The organism is Bacillus sp. PK6-026, from assembly GCF_054161455.1.
The window spans coordinates 1,547,738-1,567,269 of sequence record NZ_CP096418.1 but is presented as its reverse complement, the minus strand read 5'-3'; the positions used below and the strand labels follow the sequence as shown (position 1 = coordinate 1,567,269).

General features: G+C 46.5%; 19 protein-coding genes and 2 pseudogenes. 4 read left to right on the top strand and 17 right to left on the bottom strand.

Features of this window, described 5'->3' with window-relative positions; translation table 11 throughout:
* Positions 1 to 57: 57 nt before the first annotated feature.
* Complete coding sequence (locus M1D59_RS08000; protein WP_020451230.1) at positions 58 to 300, top strand: hypothetical protein; 243 nt, start codon at positions 58 to 60, stop codon at positions 298 to 300.
* A 12-nt stretch (positions 301 to 312) separates the two neighbouring features.
* Positions 313 to 582, top strand: a complete 270-nt coding sequence (locus M1D59_RS07995; RefSeq protein ID WP_020451229.1) for a hypothetical protein — start codon at positions 313 to 315, stop codon at positions 580 to 582.
* Positions 583 to 627: 45 nt separating this feature from the next.
* Here M1D59_RS07995 and lepB read toward each other — a convergent pair whose 3' ends face one another.
* The 11 genes and pseudogenes from lepB to M1D59_RS07940 all read right to left on the bottom strand — a co-directional run bounded on the left by lepB (position 628) and on the right by M1D59_RS07940 (position 13,516).
* Positions 628 to 1,188, bottom strand: a complete 561-nt coding sequence (lepB, locus tag M1D59_RS07990; RefSeq protein WP_020451228.1) for a signal peptidase I — start codon at positions 1,186 to 1,188, stop codon at positions 628 to 630.
* Positions 1,189 to 1,351: 163 nt separating this feature from the next.
* A complete protein-coding gene (locus tag M1D59_RS07985; RefSeq protein ID WP_075213221.1) occupies positions 1,352 to 3,244 on the bottom strand; it encodes a PTS fructose transporter subunit IIABC in 1,893 nt (630 codons plus the stop codon).
* Between the two features lie 13 nt (positions 3,245 to 3,257).
* Positions 3,258 to 4,169 carry a 1-phosphofructokinase gene (gene pfkB, locus M1D59_RS07980; RefSeq protein ID WP_020451226.1) on the bottom strand — a complete coding sequence of 304 codons (912 nt, stop codon included), beginning with the start codon at positions 4,167 to 4,169 and terminating at the stop codon, positions 3,258 to 3,260.
* A complete protein-coding gene (locus tag M1D59_RS07975; protein ID WP_020451225.1) occupies positions 4,166 to 4,921 on the bottom strand; it encodes a DeoR/GlpR family DNA-binding transcription regulator in 756 nt (251 codons plus the stop codon). Before M1D59_RS07975 ends, pfkB begins: the two co-directional genes overlap by 4 nt.
* A 265-nt stretch (positions 4,922 to 5,186) precedes the next feature.
* Positions 5,187 to 5,834 (bottom strand): Yip1 family protein, encoded by a 648-nt coding sequence (locus M1D59_RS07970; protein WP_020451224.1) that lies wholly within the window; start codon positions 5,832 to 5,834, stop codon positions 5,187 to 5,189.
* A gap of 252 nt (positions 5,835 to 6,086) precedes the next feature.
* Positions 6,087 to 7,281 (bottom strand): annotated as a pseudogene (locus M1D59_RS07965) (ABC transporter permease).
* Complete coding sequence (locus M1D59_RS07960) at positions 7,278 to 7,970, bottom strand: ABC transporter ATP-binding protein (protein WP_020451222.1); 693 nt, start codon at positions 7,968 to 7,970, stop codon at positions 7,278 to 7,280. The pseudogene M1D59_RS07965 and the gene M1D59_RS07960 overlap by 4 nt, the downstream one beginning before the upstream one ends.
* Entirely contained in the window at positions 7,967 to 9,103 is a 1,137-nt protein-coding gene (locus M1D59_RS07955) for an efflux RND transporter periplasmic adaptor subunit (RefSeq protein WP_020451221.1), read from the bottom strand. The genes M1D59_RS07960 and M1D59_RS07955 overlap by 4 nt, the downstream gene beginning before the upstream one ends.
* On the bottom strand, positions 9,104 to 9,799 hold the full coding sequence (locus tag M1D59_RS07950; RefSeq protein WP_020451220.1) for a Yip1 family protein: 696 nt from the start codon (positions 9,797 to 9,799) through the stop codon (positions 9,104 to 9,106).
* A 125-nt stretch (positions 9,800 to 9,924) separates the two neighbouring features.
* A pseudogene (locus M1D59_RS07945) lies at positions 9,925 to 11,746 on the bottom strand (ABC transporter ATP-binding protein).
* Between the two features lie 12 nt (positions 11,747 to 11,758).
* Complete coding sequence (locus M1D59_RS07940; protein WP_411202479.1) at positions 11,759 to 13,516, bottom strand: ABC transporter ATP-binding protein; 1,758 nt, start codon at positions 13,514 to 13,516, stop codon at positions 11,759 to 11,761.
* Between the two features lie 266 nt (positions 13,517 to 13,782).
* Here M1D59_RS07940 and M1D59_RS07935 point away from each other — a divergent pair, with 266 nt between their 5' ends.
* Entirely contained in the window at positions 13,783 to 14,160 is a 378-nt protein-coding gene (locus M1D59_RS07935) for a Rok-like winged helix domain-containing protein (RefSeq protein WP_020451217.1), read from the top strand.
* Positions 14,161 to 14,190: 30 nt separating this feature from the next.
* Here M1D59_RS07935 and moaD read toward each other — a convergent pair whose 3' ends face one another.
* From moaD to mobA, 6 genes are all read right to left on the bottom strand, one after another.
* The gene (gene moaD / locus M1D59_RS07930) at positions 14,191 to 14,424 is read right to left on the bottom strand and encodes a molybdopterin converting factor subunit 1 (RefSeq protein WP_023857283.1); all 234 of its coding nucleotides are present in this window, start codon (positions 14,422 to 14,424) and stop codon (positions 14,191 to 14,193) included.
* Positions 14,421 to 14,915 carry a molybdenum cofactor biosynthesis protein MoaE gene (locus tag M1D59_RS07925; RefSeq protein WP_020451215.1) on the bottom strand — a complete coding sequence of 165 codons (495 nt, stop codon included), beginning with the start codon at positions 14,913 to 14,915 and terminating at the stop codon, positions 14,421 to 14,423. Before M1D59_RS07925 ends, moaD begins: the two co-directional genes overlap by 4 nt.
* Entirely contained in the window at positions 14,894 to 15,421 is a 528-nt protein-coding gene (gene mobB / locus M1D59_RS07920) for a molybdopterin-guanine dinucleotide biosynthesis protein B (protein WP_128822362.1), read from the bottom strand. The genes M1D59_RS07925 and mobB overlap by 22 nt, the downstream gene beginning before the upstream one ends.
* Positions 15,388 to 16,680, bottom strand: a complete 1,293-nt coding sequence (locus M1D59_RS07915) for a molybdopterin molybdotransferase MoeA (protein ID WP_035338847.1) — start codon at positions 16,678 to 16,680, stop codon at positions 15,388 to 15,390. The genes mobB and M1D59_RS07915 overlap by 34 nt, the downstream gene beginning before the upstream one ends.
* A gap of 18 nt (positions 16,681 to 16,698) precedes the next feature.
* Positions 16,699 to 17,712, bottom strand: a complete 1,014-nt coding sequence (locus tag M1D59_RS07910) for a molybdopterin-synthase adenylyltransferase MoeB (RefSeq protein WP_026579783.1) — start codon at positions 17,710 to 17,712, stop codon at positions 16,699 to 16,701.
* Positions 17,713 to 17,817: 105 nt separating this feature from the next.
* Positions 17,818 to 18,405: a molybdenum cofactor guanylyltransferase gene (gene mobA / locus M1D59_RS07905; protein ID WP_023857285.1), complete on the bottom strand. Its 588-nt coding sequence runs from the start codon at positions 18,403 to 18,405 to the stop codon at positions 17,818 to 17,820.
* A gap of 152 nt (positions 18,406 to 18,557) precedes the next feature.
* On the opposite strand from mobA, the gene M1D59_RS07900 reads away from it, so the two are divergent.
* Positions 18,558 to 19,514 carry a coiled-coil domain-containing protein gene (locus M1D59_RS07900; RefSeq protein ID WP_023857286.1) on the top strand — a complete coding sequence of 319 codons (957 nt, stop codon included), beginning with the start codon at positions 18,558 to 18,560 and terminating at the stop codon, positions 19,512 to 19,514.
* Positions 19,515 to 19,532 lie beyond the last annotated feature (18 nt).

Genomic DNA, 19,532 nt, shown 5'->3' with positions numbered 1-19,532 from the left:
GTTCACACTTTCTTTGTGACAATATGTTACAATTATTGAAGAATGGGGGAAGGAATAATGAAATTAAAAGATGATCCTGATATCATCAGGTGGATCAATTCAAGGCCGCGCCAAGCGCTTTTCGTGTCAGTGGCCATGGTGATTTCTACGATGTCTATCGGGCTTTTCAAAGGGTTTGATATGTGGACCTCGGACTTTTTGATATTTTCCTGTCTGCTGATCGGCTTCGGCCTCCTTGTGGGATGGCTGCAAAAGATATATTATAAAAAGGTGATATTTGAAGAAAACTCGGATCGTTAGACGGAGGAAGACATGAAGCTTATCACTTTGACGGAATACTGCATGTTTATTTTTTTCGCAGGGGTTTATCTTGCCGTAACAGGCTTTACAGCACGGGATGTGGGCCTTTACATCGGGATTGCCATGATTTACGTGTTCGTTCATATCGCGGCGAAACGAATGCTGTCAAAAAGGGGAAAAGAAGCCGCGGAAATCAGAATCTTATACAGCGTTCTTCTGATTATGGCCTCTGTGTTCGTTACCGTACTGTTTATCGCAGTACTGGCATCATTATCCGCATAAATCAAGCAAAAATGCCTGATTGTCCAAATGGACATCAGGCATTTTTCAGTCTGTTTTTCGGATTTCGTTGAACGGGAAAAACACAAATTGTGAAGTCCCGGCCACTCGTTTTTTATCGATCAGTCCGAGTCCGTTCCGGCTGTCCATCGATCTCTGGCGATTGTCTCCCATCACGAAATACTTGCCTTCCGGAACCTTCACAGGGCCGAAATCGCCCGTCAGTTTGACGCCGACTGCTTCCGCCTCTTTTCTGTTTTCCGAAAGATACGGCTCAGACACCTTTTTCCCGTTTATGTACAGCGTGTCGTCTTTCATTTGCACGGTATCTCCCGGCAGGCCGATCAAGCGCTTCACATAATGGACATTTTTTTCATCGCCGTCGATAATGACGATATCTCCCCGCTTAAATTCGCCTACGTATTTAACCGTTTTATAGACGAACAGCCGCTCTCCGTCGTGCAGCGTCGGATCCATTGATGTACCTTCGACTAAATACGGTTCGAATAAAAATGCCCTGATCAATAACGCCAGAACGACTGCGATAATAATGGCTTTTACCCATTCAAAGAGAGAGTTTTTATTTTGGGTGGATTTTTCTTCAGTCAAAACGCTTCCTCCTAAAAACAGTCTGTCACAGCATACATGCAAAATAAAGCTTTCCTATACTTTATCACAAGTTCCTGCCGAATACATAATTCCCGCGTTCACTTCCGGCAAAAACGGTAAAAAAGAAAGTGCCACACAGGGATTACTGTGGCACTTTCAGCACTTATTTTTCAGTTGGAACCGGCTTTTTCAAGATGCCGAGAATGAGAGCCGTCACAACCGCACCAATCAAGATACTGAGGAGATACAGCAGCGCATGGTTCGTCGTAAAGAAGAGAACGAATATTCCGCCATGCGGCGCTTGCAGTGTGACATGGAAAAATTGAGACAAACCTCCGGCAACTGCTGATCCGATGATAGAAGCAGGAATGACGCGCGCCGGATCGGCTGCCGCAAAAGGAATCGCACCTTCAGTAATAAATGACAAGCCCATCACGTAGTTGGTAATTCCGGCTTCGCGATCCCGTTTTGAAAATTTATTTTTAAAGAAAGTCGTTGCAAGGGCAATTCCAAGCGGAGGCACCATACCGCCCGCCATGATCGCTGCGTGAGGTCCAAAGTTTCCAGCTTCAATCATCGCGATACCGAATGTGAAGGCCGCTTTGTTGATCGGACCGCCCATATCAATCGCCATCATACCGCCTAAAACAATACCCATTACAACAAGGTTTCCTGTTCCAAGACCTTCAAGCCAATGTGTCATGCCATCCATAATATACTTGACAGGCGTATTGACAACATAATGCATGATGATTCCGGTCAAGAATATTCCAAACAACGGATAAAGAAGGACAGGTTTTAATCCGTCAAGCACTTGCGGCAGACCAGCGAACACTTTTTTCAATAGGACAACAATATAACCAGCCAAGAAACCGGCAATCAGTCCGCCTAAGAAACCGGCGCCGGCTTGCGTCGCCATGAAACCTCCGACCATACCAGGCGCAAACCCCGGACGATCCGCGATGCTCATCGCGATAAATCCTGCCAATACAGCGACAATTAATCCAAGTGCTTGAGTTCCGCCTATAGTATTTAATACAGCTGCAAACTCATTATAAGTGGGATCTCCCGGTTTGGTCGCGTTAATTCCCCAGAAGAATGAAACCGCAACTAAGATCCCGCCCCCGACGACGAATGGCAGCATGTTGCTGACACCGCTCATCAAGTGTTTGTAGAAACCGCCGCCTTTTCCTTTGGCAGCTCCGTCTTCAGAAGCAGATGCACCGCCGCCTTTACCCTGATAGATAGGCGCGTCTTGTTTCAGCGCCTGCTCAATCAGCTCTTTCGGACGTCTGATTCCTGCTGTTACAGGTACTTCAATGACATGTTTGCCTTGAAAGCGATCCATTTCAACCTGCTTATCGGCGGCGACGATGATCGCAACCGCATCTTCGATTTCCTGCGCTGTCAGACCATTTTTAATACCGCTTGAACCGTTCGTTTCAACTTTGATATCAACGCCGAGCTCTTTCGCTTTTTCTTTCAAAGCATCGGCGGCCATGAACGTGTGGGCGATCCCTGTCGGACATGCTGTAACCGCAAGGATTTTTCCTTTTGCTGATGGTGCAGATGCTTCTTCGGCCTGCTCTTCTTCTTCATCATCTTTATCATGCTGATTGATGATGTCGATGATTTCGTCTTCGGATGAAGCTTCAAGCAGCTGTTTGCGAATCTCTTCCCTCATAAGCAAAGTCGACAGTCTTGACAATGCTTCCAAGTGAGTGTTATTCGCGCCGTCTGTAGCAGCGATCATGAAAACAAGATGGCTTGGCTGGCCGTCAAGGGATTCATAATCGACGCCGTCTTTTGAACGGCCGAACGCGATCGCAGGCTCTTTAACGCTTGCCGTTTTCGCATGAGGGATGGCGATGCCTTCGCCGATACCGGTGGAACTTTGTTTCTCACGGTTGATCACGGCTTCTTTGTAGCCTTCTTTATCATTCAACTTGCCCGCCTGATCCAAAACGCTGACGAGTTCTTCGATAACGTTTTCTTTCTGGCTGCTCTCAAGGTTTAACTTGATCGTATGCTTCGTTAGTAGCTCTGTTATTTTCATAACCTTTCCTCCTTTAAATCGCTTTGACTTGAACTTCCGGAAGCAGCTTGTGAACGAGCTCTTCCGTTCCCAGCTCCTCTGAAAAGGCGGTTGCGCTTCCTGACGCGACACCTAAGCGAAAAGCTTCTTTGATGTCGAGCTGTTTTTCAATGCCTGCGAGAAAGCCTGCAACCACTGAATCTCCGGCGCCGACTGAGTTCACGAGCTTTCCTTTAGGTACGTTGGCATGGTAGACGCCGTCTTTTGTAAATAAAAGTGCGCCTTCCCCAGCCATGGAAACGATCGCGTTTTCGGCCCCGCGTTCAACGAGTTTCTTACCGTAAGGCACCGCTTCTTCCGCTGAAGTGATGGTTGTTCCAAACATTTCACCGAGCTCGTGATGGTTCGGTTTCATTAAAAGCGGCTTCATTTCTGCTGCTTTTAGGAGTGCCTCACCCGAAATATCAACGACAACCCGGACATTTTGCTCTTCACACTTTTCTGCAATCTTTTCATAGGTGTCCTGCGGCAATGAAGAAGGAATGCTGCCAGCCAATACGACAATGTCCCCTTCTTTCATCGCTGAAAACTGGTCTAAAAAGGCCGCGAAATCTTCTTGGCTGATGACGGGCCCCTGCCCGTTGATTTCCGTCTCATCCCCGGTCTTCAATTTGACATTGATGCGCGTGTCTCCATTCACCTCATGAAAAGCCGTTTCAAGCTTTTCTTCTTCGAGAAATGATTTGATGTACCCCCCGGTAAAACCGCCGATAAAACCGAGAACTTTAGAAGGTACATGGTGTCTGTTCAGTACGCGTGAGACATTGATTCCTTTGCCTCCGGGATATTTCGTGTCATAGACTGAACGATTCAGCCCGCCTACGGAAAATTCTTCAACGTGAACAATATAGTCGACCGATGGGTTGAGAGTTACAGTGTATATCATGTTTTCACTACCTTTACGACAGTTTTTTCTTGATAGTTATCAAATGAATGTTTTGCAGATCCTGCTGTAATGATAGTTGCTTCGTCTAAACCGGCAAAGGCAGAAAATGAAATTTCCCCAAACTTGGAAACGTCAGCTAAAATAAATGCTTTTTTCGCCTGGTTGACAGCTTTTGTTTTCAAAAGCGCTTCTTCAGGATCCGGAGTCGTAAATCCCGCTTCTTTATGAATGCCATTGACGCCGATGAAGCTTTTGTCAAACCGGTATTGGCTGATGGCTGATAAAGCCGAACCGCCCACGATTGCTCCGGTTTTATACTTCACATACCCGCCTAATAAATAAAAAGTAATGCCTTTTTTACCTAATGCCTCAATGTGCATGACTCCATTTGTGACCACGATAATATCCATCTCCGGATCGATAAAATCGATCATTTGCAATGTGGTCGTTCCGGCATCAAGGTAGATACAATCGCCTTCTTCAAGAAGTGAGGCCGCTTCTTGAGCGATTTTTCTCTTTTCATGAAGGTTTTTGGATGATTTCTCTAGCATGTCAGGCTCTGTACGAATATCGGAAAGCCTCGATGCCCCTCCATGAACACGCTTTAAATATCCGCGGGCTTCCAGCGTCGACAAATCTCTTCTGATCGTTGACTCAGATGCGTTCGTTAAATTCATTAAGTACTGGATTTTCACGACATCATGCTTTTCAATCTCGTCAATAATCAGCTGATGCCGTTCGGGAGTCAACACATTATCACCCCTTTTGGAAACGCCTTCATTTAGCTTACAATTACATTGTAAACGCTTTTTCGACATAACTCAACAAAAATCTTTCAAATTCATTCAATAACCATCAAAATCTTTCACATTTTAACATATTATCGTGATATGTACCGTTTGTAAACTGTATAAACTATAAAAATCCGCAAAAATATGTGACATTATTATTATCTATTCCTTCAAACACCATTCAGAAAAACCTCATGCTCGCCGCATGAGGTTTTACAATAATGCATCAGCCTAATGAACGTTCTAAAAATACTTGCCATAAGCCTAATAAATAAGACAACATCAGCATCATAATAAATATGACGAAAACGCCGATCCAAGCCGCCCGCTTTGAAGCGCCCGCTGCTTTTTGCAGTCCTACCGCCACCAGCACATACGCCCAGATTGTAAAAACATCAAACATCTCCAGGACGCTCAGAAGAGGCTCTTCGGCCGGAATATATCCATCAAGAGATGAGAACGAAAACGCGATCTCAGAATTCGAAGCATAATACACCAAACCGATGATGACGTCTCTGATAACAGGTACAAATGTGGCAAAGACAGACAGAGACACCATGCAGGCAAAATTGGTGTTTCCGCCGCCTATTTTAGCAATCAGCCACAATACTAAAGCGCTGAGCACGAAGAATATGACAGACTGAAAAACATTACGGGCGGCTTCTAGTCCAGGATCTATATCCAAACCAAGAAACTCACTTAGTTCCCAACAAACAAGATAAACGGAAAAGGCGGATAACGCCAGCACGATGATCATCGGCAGCCAAATTGCGGGCCTTTCTCTCATTCTTTCAAACTGACGGACAGGGCTCGTGATGATACCGAACAGTGACGGTTTTTTTACTTGAGTTGCTGTTTCTATATTGGCTTCCACTCTAAAATTCCTCCTGTAATACCTCTTTCATAACATAATGATCAATTTTTCAGCACTTTTAAGTCTATCATTAATGTAAGAAAAGTATTTTTAAATTTAGTTTAATTTTCGCATACAAAAAAACCGCCTCTAAAGGCGGTTTCAGCGTGTCGACAAACTCTCGCATTCGTTGTCAGGCCTGCTAAGTCGATGCTCATGAGTAGGAGCGGGTGTTTCAAAGTGACGCTTATCGGCTGACGGCTATATGCCGCTTTACTCATACCTCAATGCATCAATCGGATGAAGGCGGGCCGCTTTATTGGCCGGGATGAGGCCAAAGATAACCCCGATCGCCATGCTGAACAGGACGCCTCCGAGGACCACCTGCCAGGAAACGAGCGGCGGCCAACCGGCAAAAAACGAAACTAGGGCGGCTCCGCCGTATCCGAGGCCGATGCCAAACACCCCGCCAATCAGCGTGATCAAAGACGATTCTATTAAAAATTGCATCAAAATCTGGCCTCTTGTTGCACCAAGCGATTTTCGAATCCCGATTTCCCTCGTCCGTTCCGTGACCGACACCAGCATAATATTCATGACGCCGATCCCGCCAACGAGTAAAGATATGCCTGCAATTGAGCCGATGAACATCGTCATAATTGTTGTAATCTGGCTGATTCCGGCCGCTATGGCCTCCATGTTCATCACTTCGTACGAGTCCGTGGTGCCGTGATTGTTGTTGACGGCCGCGGCAGCCTGCTTTCCGACGGCTTGCAGATGGTCGGCAGATTCAGCTTGAACGGAGACAGAGTCATAGTCGCTGATGCCGAAGGACGATTTTAACATTGAAAACGGAACATACATCTCATTCATCCCCAACGCAAGCAGCCCGGTTTCTTCTTTTAATACGCCGATGATTTCAACGGGCTGGCCATTGATCCATACGACGCGGCCGAGAGGCGACTGCTGAGAAAAAAGTTCCTCCGCAAGTTTCGGCGAAACGACGGCGACCCTGCTTCCGGCATTGTAATCCTCTTCTGAAAACTCTCTTCCCTTTTCGACTTCCATCGAGTTGATGCTGATATATCCGTCATTAATGCCGTTTACAGCGGCATCCGTTTTTTTCATCCCGGAAACGGACATTCATAGACTCGGTAGTTTTCGCAACGACATGCTTCACGCCTTCGAGTGACTTTAAACTTCTGATGTCTTCTTCGGTGAAGCCGGCGTCTAAATAGGCGTTGGGATTGGACGTCAATTCTTCATTGCTGGGCTGATAATAGATTTCGACCGTGTTGCCGGGCCCGCTGATCGTCTGCTTGAGCATTTGCTCTCCTCCTTGCCCCGCTGCAACAACGACAATAACAGAGCCTACACCGATAATGATTCCGAGCATTGTTAAAATCGAGCGCAGTTTATGGGAAAGGATGGAACTTAACGCCATTCTCAAGTTTTCGATGAGATTCATTGCACCGTCCCCCTCCGCTCTGTTTCCGGCGAGACGATCACACCGTCCCTCACCATGATGATCCGGCTTGTATAATCTGCAATCTCCGGTTCGTGGGTGACGAGCACCACCGTCGTTCCTTCCTCATTCAATTCGGTGAATTGCTCCATGATGTCCCGGCTTGTTTTCGTATCGAGCGCTCCGGTCGGTTCATCGGCCAATATCAGCTTCGGTTCATTGACGATCGCTCTTGCGATGGCTACACGCTGTTTTTGGCCGCCGGAAAGCTCGTTCGGCAAATGGCGCATTCTGTCCTTGAGCCCGACTTTTTCAAGCGCCCGTTCGGCCCGCTCCCGCCGCTCTTTTCTTGGAATGCCGGAGTAGATCATCGGAAGCTCCACATTCTTTATGGCATTCAGTCTCGGCAGAAGCTGAAACTGCTGAAAAACAAAACCGATTAAACGGTTTCTGACGCCGGCAAGCTCCCTTTCACCATATGATGAAATATCCTCGCCGTCCAGCCTGTAAATACCCGATGTCGGGCGGTCAAGACAGCCGATAATGTTCATGATTGTCGATTTTCCAGAACCGGAAGGCCCCATGATGGACAGATATTCACCCGGCTCAATTTTCATATTGATCTCCCTGAGAACATCAATGGTTTCCCCTCCGATTTGGTAGCTTTTTTTCACGCGGGAAAGCTCAATCATTGAAGCTTCACTTCCGTTCCGCTTTTCATGTCCTCGGCCGGGTTTGCGATAACCCGGTCCTTGTTCGTCAGACCGCCGGTAATTTCAACGACGCCATCTGCTTTCTCGCCGGTTTTGACATTGATCCGTTTCGCCTTTCCGTCTCTGACGGCATACACGTATGATTGATCATCATCCTGCTTGACGGCATCTTCAGGAAGAGCCTGAATGGTTCTTTTGTCCGTCTGGATTTTGAGAATCATATTGAAGCCGGGCTTTGCTTTAGGACGCTCCCCTTTTATTTTGACTTCAAACGGATATTGAACAGCTTGTTCCTTTCCTCCCGCAGCACCTGCAGACGCCTCTTCTTCGGGAACCAATCCGACTTGAGAGATTCTGCCCCGCCACTCTTTATTTTGGATGACATCCGACGTGATGGTCACGTTCTGTCCCTTTTTCACTTTCAATGTGTCATACTCTGACAACACGCCTTTAACGACAAGCTTGTCCTCGTTACCTATATGTATAACCGGCTTTTGAATATCCGATTGCTTTAAGGCGGCTTGTTTATCAGCGGTGATCACTGTCCCGTCAATGCCGCTTTTTACTTGCAGCGCTGCAGATTTTTTCGCGAGCGTTTCCTTTTGCAGGTCGGCTTGTTTCAGCTCAAGCTGAAGCGATTTTTCTTCCATTTCAAGCTGGGACCGTTCGTCATCCATTTGCCTTTTGGCTTTTTCCGCTCCCAGCTCAGCCTTCAGCTCGTCTTCCTTGCTTTTTAGACTGCTGATTTTTCGCTTTACCTGTTCAAGCTGGAGTTCCTTCGATTGAATGGATAAAGCATTCTGTTCTTTTTCCAGGCGAATTTCTTCGTTCGTATAGGTGAAAAGCACATCTCCTTTTTTCACCTTGTCGCCTTCTTTTACTTTGATGTCGGCAATTTTCCCTTTTTCGGGTTCAAAATATTCGTATTGTTCGTTGGCAAACTTTAGGGCGCCCGGAACCATGACTTCAGAAGAAATCTCTTTCTCTTCCAATTTGACGGTTTGGACCGCTGTTTCAGCCCCTCCGCCCGTTTGCACCGAGCGGTAGAGGTTGAGTCCGATAAAAAGCGCAGCAGCCCCAACAATGATAATGCCGATCCATATTTTTTTCATTTACATTGCTCCTTCAAATGTATCGAAGAAATTCCTCGCGATTCCGCCTGTTAAAGCGAGCAAAATGGAGATCACAAATAAAATGATCACACCGGTCCAAGCCGCTTTTTTGGAGATGCCCCCAACCTTTTGGAGACCCAGTGCAACCAGTGCGAGCGACCAGATGGTGAAAATATCAAATACACCCAATACCGATTTGAGCGGCTCGTCTGCCGGGATGATGCTGCTTAAAGACGTGATGGCGATCGTGGGATCAATATTTGAATAATAGATCACAAGCCCGCCTATGAATTGCCCGATAGCCGCAATAAAATATGTAAAAACAGACAGCGAAAACATGTGAACAAAATTGGTTGTTCCTCTTCCGATTTTGACAATCAGCCAATAGATTAAAGCGCTGATCAGCAAGGCAATCACAAAGCCGATGATCCCGCCGATGATCCCGCCGATGATCCCGATTCTCTTCATAGTGGCTTCAAATGTTTCATCATCTCCCGGCATTTCCGACAAATCGGTAGATAACACCGTTTTTTCGCTGAGCATATACGCGCCGGTAACCGACAATAATAAAACAATAACAAGCGGAAACCAGACAGCCGGCTTTTCTCTCATTCTCTCAAACTGTTCTCCGGGATGGGTAATCAATCCGAACAATGACGGATTTTTTACTTTTTCAGTTTCTAAATGCGTTTCCATATGTATCCCCCTTAAAAAATGAATTACCAGTTTATACGCAGAATCATCTAAAATGTTTCACCTCTGTTTTCTCAAAAAAACGCCCCGGCCGCATTTCAGAATATGCGGCCGCGGACGGTTTCAGTTTAGTTTCGCTGAAACATTTGATACTGCGCTTTCACCAGCTCATAATACATTCCACGTTTTTCGATTAATTCCTGGTGATTTCCTTCCTCTATTTTCCGGCCGTGGTCAAGAACCAGGATTTTATCCGCATCCCTTATCGTTGAAAGCCTGTGAGCGATCATAATAGCCGTTCTGCCATGGAGCAGGGTTTTCAATGCAGCCTGAATCTTGACTTCCGTTTCTGTGTCAATACTTGCGGTTGCTTCATCAAGGATCAGAATGCGAGGGTCTGCCAGGAGCGCCCTCGCGAATGAAATGAGCTGCCGCTCACCTGCCGATAATACATTGCCGCGTTCTTCCACTTCTGTGGCGTATCCATTCGGAAGCGCTGAAATAAACGAATCGGCCCCGACAGCTTTTGCTGCTTCGATCACTTCTTCATCGGCGGCATTCGGACGGCCAAAACGAATATTTTCCATAATCGTTCCGGAAAAAATAAACGTATCCTGCAGCACGATGCTGATTTGCGAACGAAGATCGGAAAGCGAGATATCGGTAATCGGTATTCCGTCCACTTTGACAGTCCCGCCTGTTGCATCGTAAAACCTGCTGATCAGATTCGCGATCGTCGTCTTCCCTGATCCTGTATGTCCGACAAGCGCGAGCGATGTTCCCGCCGGCACCTCAAATGAAATGCTGTGCAGCGCCTTGCGATTCCCGTCATAAGAAAATTCCACCTGTTCAAATTCGATCCGGCCTTTTAATTCTTTAATTTTGACCGCATCTTCCTTGTCTGCGACACTCGGTTTTTCATCCAGAAATTCAAATATCCTCTCTGACGAAGCCATCCCCATCAACAGCTGGTTGTAGACTTGGCCGAGCCTTGAAATCGGCTCCCAGAACATTCCGAGATAGAAGGCGAATGAGACAAATACACCGATCGTAATCGTTTCATTGATGATTAAGCTTGTGCCGTACCAGATTAAAATGGCCGTCCCGACGGCGTTTGTCATTTCTACAAGCGGGCGGAATGTCGCATTTTTTTTCGTCGCTTCCCGCCAGGCTTCAAAGTTCTCGCTGTTGACGCCTTCAAAATACATCATATTCTCTTTTTCCTGCGTAAATGCCTGAGTGACCCGGATGCCTTGAATGCTTTCATTCAAATGGGAATTCAGTTTGGACTGCTTTAAGCGCACCTTTTGCCAGGATCGTCGGATTTTCCTTCTGAGATTGGTTGAAATGAAGAACATAACAGGCAGCGTCACCATGATGGCGATGGTCAGCTCAGGACTGAGCGAAAACAGAATGACGATAATACCGAAGAGGAGCAGGATATCCATCAATAAATTGATGACTCCGCTCGTAAATAATTCCTGCAGAGAATTGATGTCATTCATGATCCGGACAAGGATAGAACCTGCCGAACGCTCATCGAAAAAGCGATGCGACAGCCGCTGAACATGCGTAAATAAATGCTGTCTGAGATCATAAATGACATGCTGGCCAAGCTTGTTCATCCAGCGGATTCTCAACACATTGCTAACATAATTGACAAGATATAATCCACTGATGACGGAGATCAGAATCGCAAGAAGATTCATATCCCGGCCTGCGATTGCTTTGTCGAGCGCATAGACGCCGATCAAAATCGGCACCGTCAGCCGGATCGCCGCCGAGATCATGACCGTTAAAAAGGAGAGCGGCAGCAGATTTTTTCGGTAAGGCTTTAAATATTTGAGCAGCCTCCACATCTGCGCCCAGTTAAAAGGCTTTTCAATGATTTGGTCTGAAGTATAAAAAAAACCGGTTCATCAATGTTTGTTTTTTCGCCTGATTTTCCATAGCAAGAGCCTCCTATCCTGCAAAATGCGGCTCATTCAACACATTTTGATCTTTATACTGCAAATCAAAAATCCGTTTGTATAAACCGTTTTCTTCCAATAATTGTTCGTGTGTTCCCCTTTCCTTAACAACACCTTTATCGAGCACAAGAATTTCGTCGGCATGCTTTAAGGATGAGATTCTGTGAGCGATGATGAACGTCGTCCGATCCCGCATCACTTCCCGCAATGCAAGCTGAATACGGTGCTCCGTTTCCATGTCAACGGCACTCGTCGAATCATCGAGGATGAGAATGCCCGGGTTCAGACAAATCGCCCTCGCAATCGCGATTCGCTGTTTTTGGCCACCGGACAGTCCGAGCCCCCTCTCGCCGAGCATCGTATCGTATTGGTTCGGAAGCTCCATGATAAAATCGTGCGCCTGAGCTCTTTTCGCGCTTTCGATGATCTCTTCCATTGATGCATCAGGATTTCCATAAGATATGTTTGATCTGATCGTTGATGAAAATAAAAACGATTCCTGCGGGACGACGCCGATATTGGAGCGCAGCATTTTTAATGAGTAGTGTTCAAGCGGCTTGCCGTCGATCATGATCCGGCCGGATGTCGGCTCATAAAAGCGGCTCAGCAGTTGAATGATACTGCTCTTTCCTGACCCCGTCGCACCGATTAACCCAATCGTTTTGCCGCGCTCGGCTTGAAAAGACACTCCATGCAGTGCTTCAGCGTTTTCTTTTGTATATTGAAGGGAAACATCGCTGAATACGACATCGCCGTTCAGTCTGCCGTTTTTCACCGCATGTCCGCTGTCGGTGATTTCCTCTTTGACATCAAGAATTTCCAGCAGCCGCTCTCCTGATGCTTTCGCTTGTGAAAACAGGTTGATGACATAACCGAGGTTCATGATCGGCCACATCAAGTAATTGACAAGACTGAAAAAAGCGACAAGCTCCCCCGGTTTTAAGCTGTTTTGCATCACGAGCCAGCCGCCGAACGACAACAGGGCAACGAGGCAAATATTGCCGATAAACTCCATCAGCGGAAAGAATTTAGACATGATAAACGAAGCGTTTAAGTTTTTATTTCGAAAATGGTCATTTGAATGAGTAAAGTTTTGAATCTCAAAATCTTCTTTTGATAAAGATTTAACGGTATTCATGCCGCTGATATTTTCCTGAACTTTCGTATTTAAACGGGCGAAAGATTTTCTTATGTTCCGAAAAGCCGGATGCACTTTTTTATCAAACCTGTAGACAACCGCTCCTAAAAACGGCAGAGAAGCAATCGTTACCAGAGTCAGCGGCACAGAATAAGAAAACATGACAGACAGACTGAAGGTGACAAGCAGGATAAAGCGAATCGCCTCAGCAAAACCGAAAGATAAAAAGAATCTGATGCCTTCGACGTCAGCCGTAAGCCTCGACATTAAATCTCCCGTTTTAGCGCTGTCATAATACTTGAACGGCAGACGCTGCAACTTCGCATACAGCTCTTTTCTTAACCGGTAGACCGAGCGGATTCCGAACATATCTCCAAGATACTGATGAAAAAAAGTAGCTGCGCCCTTCGCCGCCATGACAGCGATGAACCCGAGGCTGATCCATATGACCAAACCGTACCTTCCGCCGAGAATCACTTCATCAATTGTCATTTGCAGAATAATCGGGTAAACAACAGTGATCGCCGTCATCAGAAGCATCGACACAAGCGACCACAAGAACATTCTTTTATAAGGCCAATAAAAATCTTTTAGTTTTTTAAGGGACTCCATTTGCACCAGCACCTTTCCAATTCATGTAAAACAAGGACACATCATCTAATATATCGGTTTGCGAAATAAAATTCCACCGATTTTACAAAATTCAGACTTATTATGGAGTTTTCCTCCTTCTTCCGCTTGAAATAAATCCTTTTTAAAATGTGACAGTCAATAAAAAATAGTTTCTTGTTGGCAAAGGAAATTTTTTGATGAATGAAGGAAGATGATGTAAAATAATAGAAAATGTTATCAAATTATGAATGACGGAGTTGATTGCAATGGCGAAAAGAGAGGCTTTAAAAAAACAGCTTCTCCTCTTAGGTGAATTGGAACAAAAAATCTGGAAGGACTTCCGGAAAGAACGCGAAGGGATTTACGCAAGGTTAGGAGAACTTGACAGACAAATCCAGCGACATAGACGTTCCACTAAAGAGTATTATGCAGCACATTGCGTAGACATTATTAAACAGCAAAAAGGAAAAATTGTAACGACAAAAGAACTGAAAATGAAACTGAAAGAAAGAACCAATTTTAACGTTCACCGTATTAGTGAGCTTTATGACTTGATTCAAAAATTAGAACCAAACATTTCGAAAGAACGGCGCGGCTGTTTTATTTATCTGGAAAACGGTTCGAAAAAAAACGTCGGTCGGTAACAGGCTCTATGCCTGAACCGACCGACGTTCTCAACCTCCGCTGACCGGGGGAATAAGAGCAACCGTATCTCCAGACTTAACCTCACTGTTTCCTCTTCTGTACACTTCGTTGACAGCGATCATCGCTCGGTCCGTCCCCTGAAGATTGTAAGTTTCTTTTAAAAACTGTCTGATGTCGTCTGTTGTCGTTTTTTCTTCATCTATATCAACGCTCTGCGCACCCGCTTGTTCGGCAAGCTGGGCAAACAGTAAAATTTTAATCAAAGGTCAGCACCTCTTTTTCTGTCGGAAGCCGCTGCTTCCAAATCTGGTTTCCCTTCCGGGTATTCAGTTGTCTCAAGCTGGTCGCCGATCCAAGTCTCGCCGTCCTCCCAATGTTCTTTTTTCCAAATCGGCACGATTTGCTTTATCCTTTCGATCGCATATTCGTTCGCTTCATATGCCGCTTTCCGGTGAGGTGACGACACCGCGATCACCACGGCCGCGTCGGAGATGTCCAGCCTGCCGATGCGATGGGTAATCGCTGCAGCTGTGCCAGGCCATTTTTCATTGATTTCTTTCCCGATCTGAGCAAGCATGCTGACCGCCATTGGAACATATGCTTCATATTCGAGATAGAGTGTCTTTTTTCCATTTGTCCATTCTCTCACTGTTCCAATAAACGTCGTGATGGCACCGGCTTCCCTTTTTTCAACTTTTTTGACGATATCTTCGATGACAATCGGCTCTTTTGTTATAACAAATCGTTCAGACAAACGCCTTCCTCCTTTAGATGATTCAGAATAAAAGCCACGGCGCTCGGGTCTTCAATATGAAAGGATGGAACATCCGTTTTCGGCTCGCTCTTTTGATAAATGACGGCGATGATGCCGTCCAATTCCTCCAAGAGCTGACAGTCCGCTTCGTTTCTGACCATGACAACTTTTTGATATGGCGCATGTTTAAATCCCTCGATGAGAAGACACTGAACCGCTAAAACGCTATAAGCGGCAATCAGTTGATCAAGCGTCCACTCGCCGCGCGCCCTCAGCTGAAAAACGCCTGCTCCTTCGACGCCGGACGCAGCCGCTCCAGCCCGAAAAAAGCGGTCGGAATCCTTTCCCTCGGCGAAAACATCCGGTTCTCCTCCATGTCCGTGGTGTTTCAGGCAGCCAATCTTGACTCCGAGCTGACCGAGCTTTTCCGCCAGTTTTTCAACGAACGTCGTTTTGCCGCTGTTTTGGTACCCTACGATCTGGAGGATTGGAAAATGTGCGGCCACAGCTCTTCACTTCCGTTCTCATCCCGGTATAACAGAACATGCACTCTTGCCCCGGCCTCATAGCCTCTCGTTCCGCCCGGCAAAACCATCAGCGCATTGGCATCTGCCAGCGACGTGACGGCGCTCGATTTATCTAGGCCGACAGGCTCCGCATGAAGCGCCCCGTCTTTAATGGATACAAACGAGCGGACAAATCTTGTAAACGGATTAGGCTTTGGAAAATCCTTGCTTAAAACCGCTTCTGCACATAAAGAATACGGCTTTTGATGATGCAGCCAGGTGTGGAGGGACGGCTTGACAAACAGCTCAAATCCAACGAAGCAGGCTGACGGGTTCCCGGAGAGCCCAAACAGCAATTTGCCGTTTAATTGAGCAACAGTCGTTACACTTCCCGGACGCATGGCCACTTTATTAAACAGGACCTCGGCCCCGAGCTTTTCGTAAATTGCCGGCAGAAAATCAAAGTCCCCTACGGACACCCCTCCGGTCGTAATCAGAAAATCCACCTTGTCCAAAGCTTTTTCCACCGCTGCAAAGCTTTCGTCAAATCGATCAGAAATCTTCCCTAAATAAAGGGGGGTTCCGCCTGCTTCTTCAACCTGGGCGGCCACCATGCCTGCATTGCTGTTGCGGATTTTTCCGGGAACGAGGGGATCGCTGACATTCAGGAGCTCCGTTCCGGTGGCAATGATGCCTACCACAGGCTTTTTGACTGCAGGTACCACTGCATATCCGAATGTTGCAAGCAAAGCGACAACACCCGGCGTGATCCGGGTTCCTTTCTTCACAAGCACTGATCCTTTTCTCGCATCTTCTCCGGTTTTTGAAATATTTTCTCCCGGCTCCAATGAGCGTTTTAACACCATATAGTTTTTACCGTCTTCTGAGTAGGTTTTCGTCAGCTCAAGCATGACTACCGCATCAGCGCCCTCCGGAATCTGCGCTCCGGTCATAATTCTGACAGCTTGAAAAGGACCGAGCGTTTTACCTGACACGGCTCCGGCTCCAATGTGATCAACCACCTCGAATTGCAGCGGATTTTCCCGTGAAGCACCGGCGGTATCGCAAGCTCGGACAGCAAAGCCGTCGTACGGCGAACGGTCAAAAGCGGGTACGTCGTGATCAGCCTTTACATCTTCGGCTAAAAATCTATGGAGACTCTCCTCAAGATGGATCCACTCTGTATCTCCCTGCTTCCAGTGCCGAGAGACACGCGCAGCGGCTTCAAAAACTGGAATGGGCGTTCTTTTTTCAATCATTAAAAAAACCTCCTGTTGTTACATTCCGATGACTCTCGCCAATATGGAGTTGGCTTCTTTTATATCATTTGTGCCGTGAACAAGGGCTCTTCCATCGTTAAATATGACGATTCTGAATGTCTCGTATTGTACATGCAGCAAATAATCATTCGCATCCACTTTTCCGATGCCCGAAAGTTTTTTCATGAGTTCCTCTTTAGGCAGCCGTTTTAACATATCGCTGCGAATTTGGACGGTCTCTCTTCCGCACAGAACGTCGGCTTTTTTTTGGCTCATGTTGCTGAGGAAAGGAAAAACCGGCGTTTCTCCGCACGAAGGACATGTCTCATTGCGGCCGATCTCCATTCGAAAGTGGGTGTTCGCCCATAAATCAAACGTGACAAAAGCGGTTTCAAGCGCATCTTGGTTGTCCGTTAAGATTTTTAGAATTTCAGCTTGCTGATAAGCCGACACCATTTGAACGGCCGGCGAAATAATCCCCGACGTGTCGCATGTAGCCCCGCCAATCGGAACATCTTCAAACAGGCAGGCAAGGCACGGCGTTTTTTTAGGAATAATCGTCATATACATGCCCTGACTGCTGACACAAGCGCCGTAAACCCACGGAGTGCCCGTCTCTTGGGCAAGGTCATTGATGATCATGCGGGTCTCAAAGTTATCCGTTGCATCGATGACAGCATCCGCTTCTTTGATCAGCGGTCTGAGTGTTTCCACGGTGCCGTCGGCAACATATGTACGAAGCTCAACATCGCGATTGATCTGGGAAAGACGTTCTTTTGCGGCTGCCGCTTTCGGAAGCCTTTCCTCCGCGTCTTTCTCTGTATAGAGCTGCTGCCTTTGCAGGTTGCTCCATTCCACATAATCGCGGTCTATAATAGACAGTGTACCGATGCCTGCGCGTACAAGCCCCTCGGCAGCCGACGTGCCGAGCGCCCCGGCTCCGACGATCAAAACATGGCTCTGCCTGATTCTGTCCTGACCCGCCTGTCCGATGTTTTGATATCTGATTTGTCTTGAATACCGTTCATGCATCAGGATGATCCCCTTTACTTCCTTTTCTATATCATATCATTTTTCCGTCCGCTGTTTTTTGAAAAACACTTTCCGAAAAACCCTTGCAATCTATAATAAAATATTTCATCCCGGAAAGAACGGTTCTATTTTATCTAAATCCGACTTTTTATTGACATTTATAAATTCCCACGGCTCTGCCCCGACCCTATCAGCTTCAATATACTTGACGCGGATGCGGTCGAGGAAACTGCTGATCTTCAGCTCGTTCTGCTGAAGCTGTTCGAGGAGGACGGATTTCACCCTTCTGCTGTAGACAGCAACAAGCGGCTGCGCCCTTCCGTCTGCGACCGGCACGACGGCGTCATCCGCCGGGGTCATCTGCCGTTTTAAAGCCGATATGGTCTCCTGCCGGACAAGCGGGGTATCACAGGCCGAAAAAATATAGCATTCCCCTTCCGCCCGAACCATGGCTGTGTACATACCTGCAAGCGGCCCTCTCCCACTGAACGGTTCGATATCTTCCAGCACCGCTTTTTCCCCGAGTTCTTTAAACCGCTCCGTCAGCCCCGGACGGCTCAATATCAGGACATCGCCTCCCAGCGCATGTTTGCACCATTGATAAAGCGGCTTGCCTTGCCAGCGGGCAAACGCTTTCGGTTCCCCAAAACGGCGTGAAAGGCCCCCCGATAATATGACATGTATTTCTTTCATGCAGCTCAACCTTCCTTCGCGTGTTTCTGCCTGCGAACATCATAGCAAAATTTTAGAAATCCGAACAAGTCTGTAAAATCTCTTTTTCAAAAGGCATGCCGTGTTTCATTTATGCATATTGTAGTTGTAACATTAATAGGGGGCTGGTCACCATGAAAAAAACAACGGGTTCGCTGCCTTATTTTCATGATTTATCACAGGAAAACCTTTTTTTAAAAGCGGAGCTGGCAAGGTCACATCAATTGATCCACGAGCTTGAAGCAAGCTATTTTCATCAAAAAAATCATAAGCTCAGCCAGGAAAACGCAGCGCTGAAGCAGCAGCTTCAGCAGCTGTCAATCGAACTGGAGCGGATTTCGGCAAACAAGGAAGACGAGTCGGCCGAAACGCTCAACCGGATAAAAAGCGAACTGCTGGGTAAAATCGTTGTTCTTCAGGAGCTCCTTCAAAAAGAAACCTATGCAAGAAAACAAGAGATAGAAGAAAAGCACCGCCTTCATTTAACAAATGTAAAAGCCGAAGAAGAGAAAAAAAGCTTACATAGCCAAATAGAATATGAAAAGCTTCATGCGGAAAAAGAAAAAACGCTGAGGGAAAAAAAGGAGCATGAGCTCGAAAACGCTGCACACGAAAATGCCCGCCTGAAAGACGAACTTCATGCTAAAGGTCTTCAGCTCAAACAAATCGAAACAGATGTTGCGGTATTAAAAGAGCGGGTGACAGAAACGAAAAACCGCCTTTTGGAGGCTGAAAAAACAAAAGAAGCGCTGTTTTACGAAACGATTTTATCCTATAAAAGGCAGCTCGATGAAAGTGATAAGTGGATCGCTTCTCATTTTGCCGATATTGATACATCTCAGCAGACGGAGAAGGCGCTTGAACAAAACGAAGAGCTTTTTGAACGGTCAGAGCAGATCGAGGCGGTACTTCAAACAGTTACGGAGCAAGTCGATCAGCTCCAACAGCAATTGAGCGTCATCAAACAAAATGACACGAAAATGGATCAGAAAATAACTGAATGGAAAAAGCAGACGAAAGAAGAAACAACCCCGCAAAAATGGGTCTATCAAATTAAACGCAAAGACAAAGAAACAAAACCTTTAAATTGAATACCACTTTAAGGAATA

Bases quoted from the DNA above. Each gene is read 5' to 3' on its own strand.
- M1D59_RS08000 (WP_020451230.1), top strand. From the start codon at position 58: ATGAAATTAAAAGATGATCCTGATATCATCAGGTGGATCAATTCAAGG.
- M1D59_RS07995 (WP_020451229.1), top strand. From the start codon at position 313: ATGAAGCTTATCACTTTGACGGAATACTGCATGTTTATTTTTTTCGCA.
- M1D59_RS07985 (WP_075213221.1), bottom strand. From the start codon at position 3,244: ATGAAAATAACAGAGCTACTAACGAAGCATACGATCAAGTTAAACCTT.
- pfkB (WP_020451226.1), bottom strand. From the start codon at position 4,169: ATGATATACACTGTAACTCTCAACCCATCGGTCGACTATATTGTTCAC.
- M1D59_RS07960 (WP_020451222.1), bottom strand. From the start codon at position 7,970: ATGATTGAGCTTTCCCGCGTGAAAAAAAGCTACCAAATCGGAGGGGAA.
- M1D59_RS07955 (WP_020451221.1), bottom strand. From the start codon at position 9,103: ATGAAAAAAATATGGATCGGCATTATCATTGTTGGGGCTGCTGCGCTT.
- M1D59_RS07950 (WP_020451220.1), bottom strand. From the start codon at position 9,799: ATGGAAACGCATTTAGAAACTGAAAAAGTAAAAAATCCGTCATTGTTC.
- M1D59_RS07940 (WP_411202479.1), bottom strand. From the start codon at position 13,516: ATGGAGTCCCTTAAAAAACTAAAAGATTTTTATTGGCCTTATAAAAGA.
- M1D59_RS07935 (WP_020451217.1), top strand. From the start codon at position 13,783: ATGGCGAAAAGAGAGGCTTTAAAAAAACAGCTTCTCCTCTTAGGTGAA.
- M1D59_RS07915 (WP_035338847.1), bottom strand. From the start codon at position 16,680: ATGATTGAAAAAAGAACGCCCATTCCAGTTTTTGAAGCCGCTGCGCGT.
- M1D59_RS07910 (WP_026579783.1), bottom strand. From the start codon at position 17,712: ATGCATGAACGGTATTCAAGACAAATCAGATATCAAAACATCGGACAG.
- mobA (WP_023857285.1), bottom strand. From the start codon at position 18,405: ATGAAAGAAATACATGTCATATTATCGGGGGGCCTTTCACGCCGTTTT.
- M1D59_RS07900 (WP_023857286.1), top strand. From the start codon at position 18,558: ATGAAAAAAACAACGGGTTCGCTGCCTTATTTTCATGATTTATCACAG.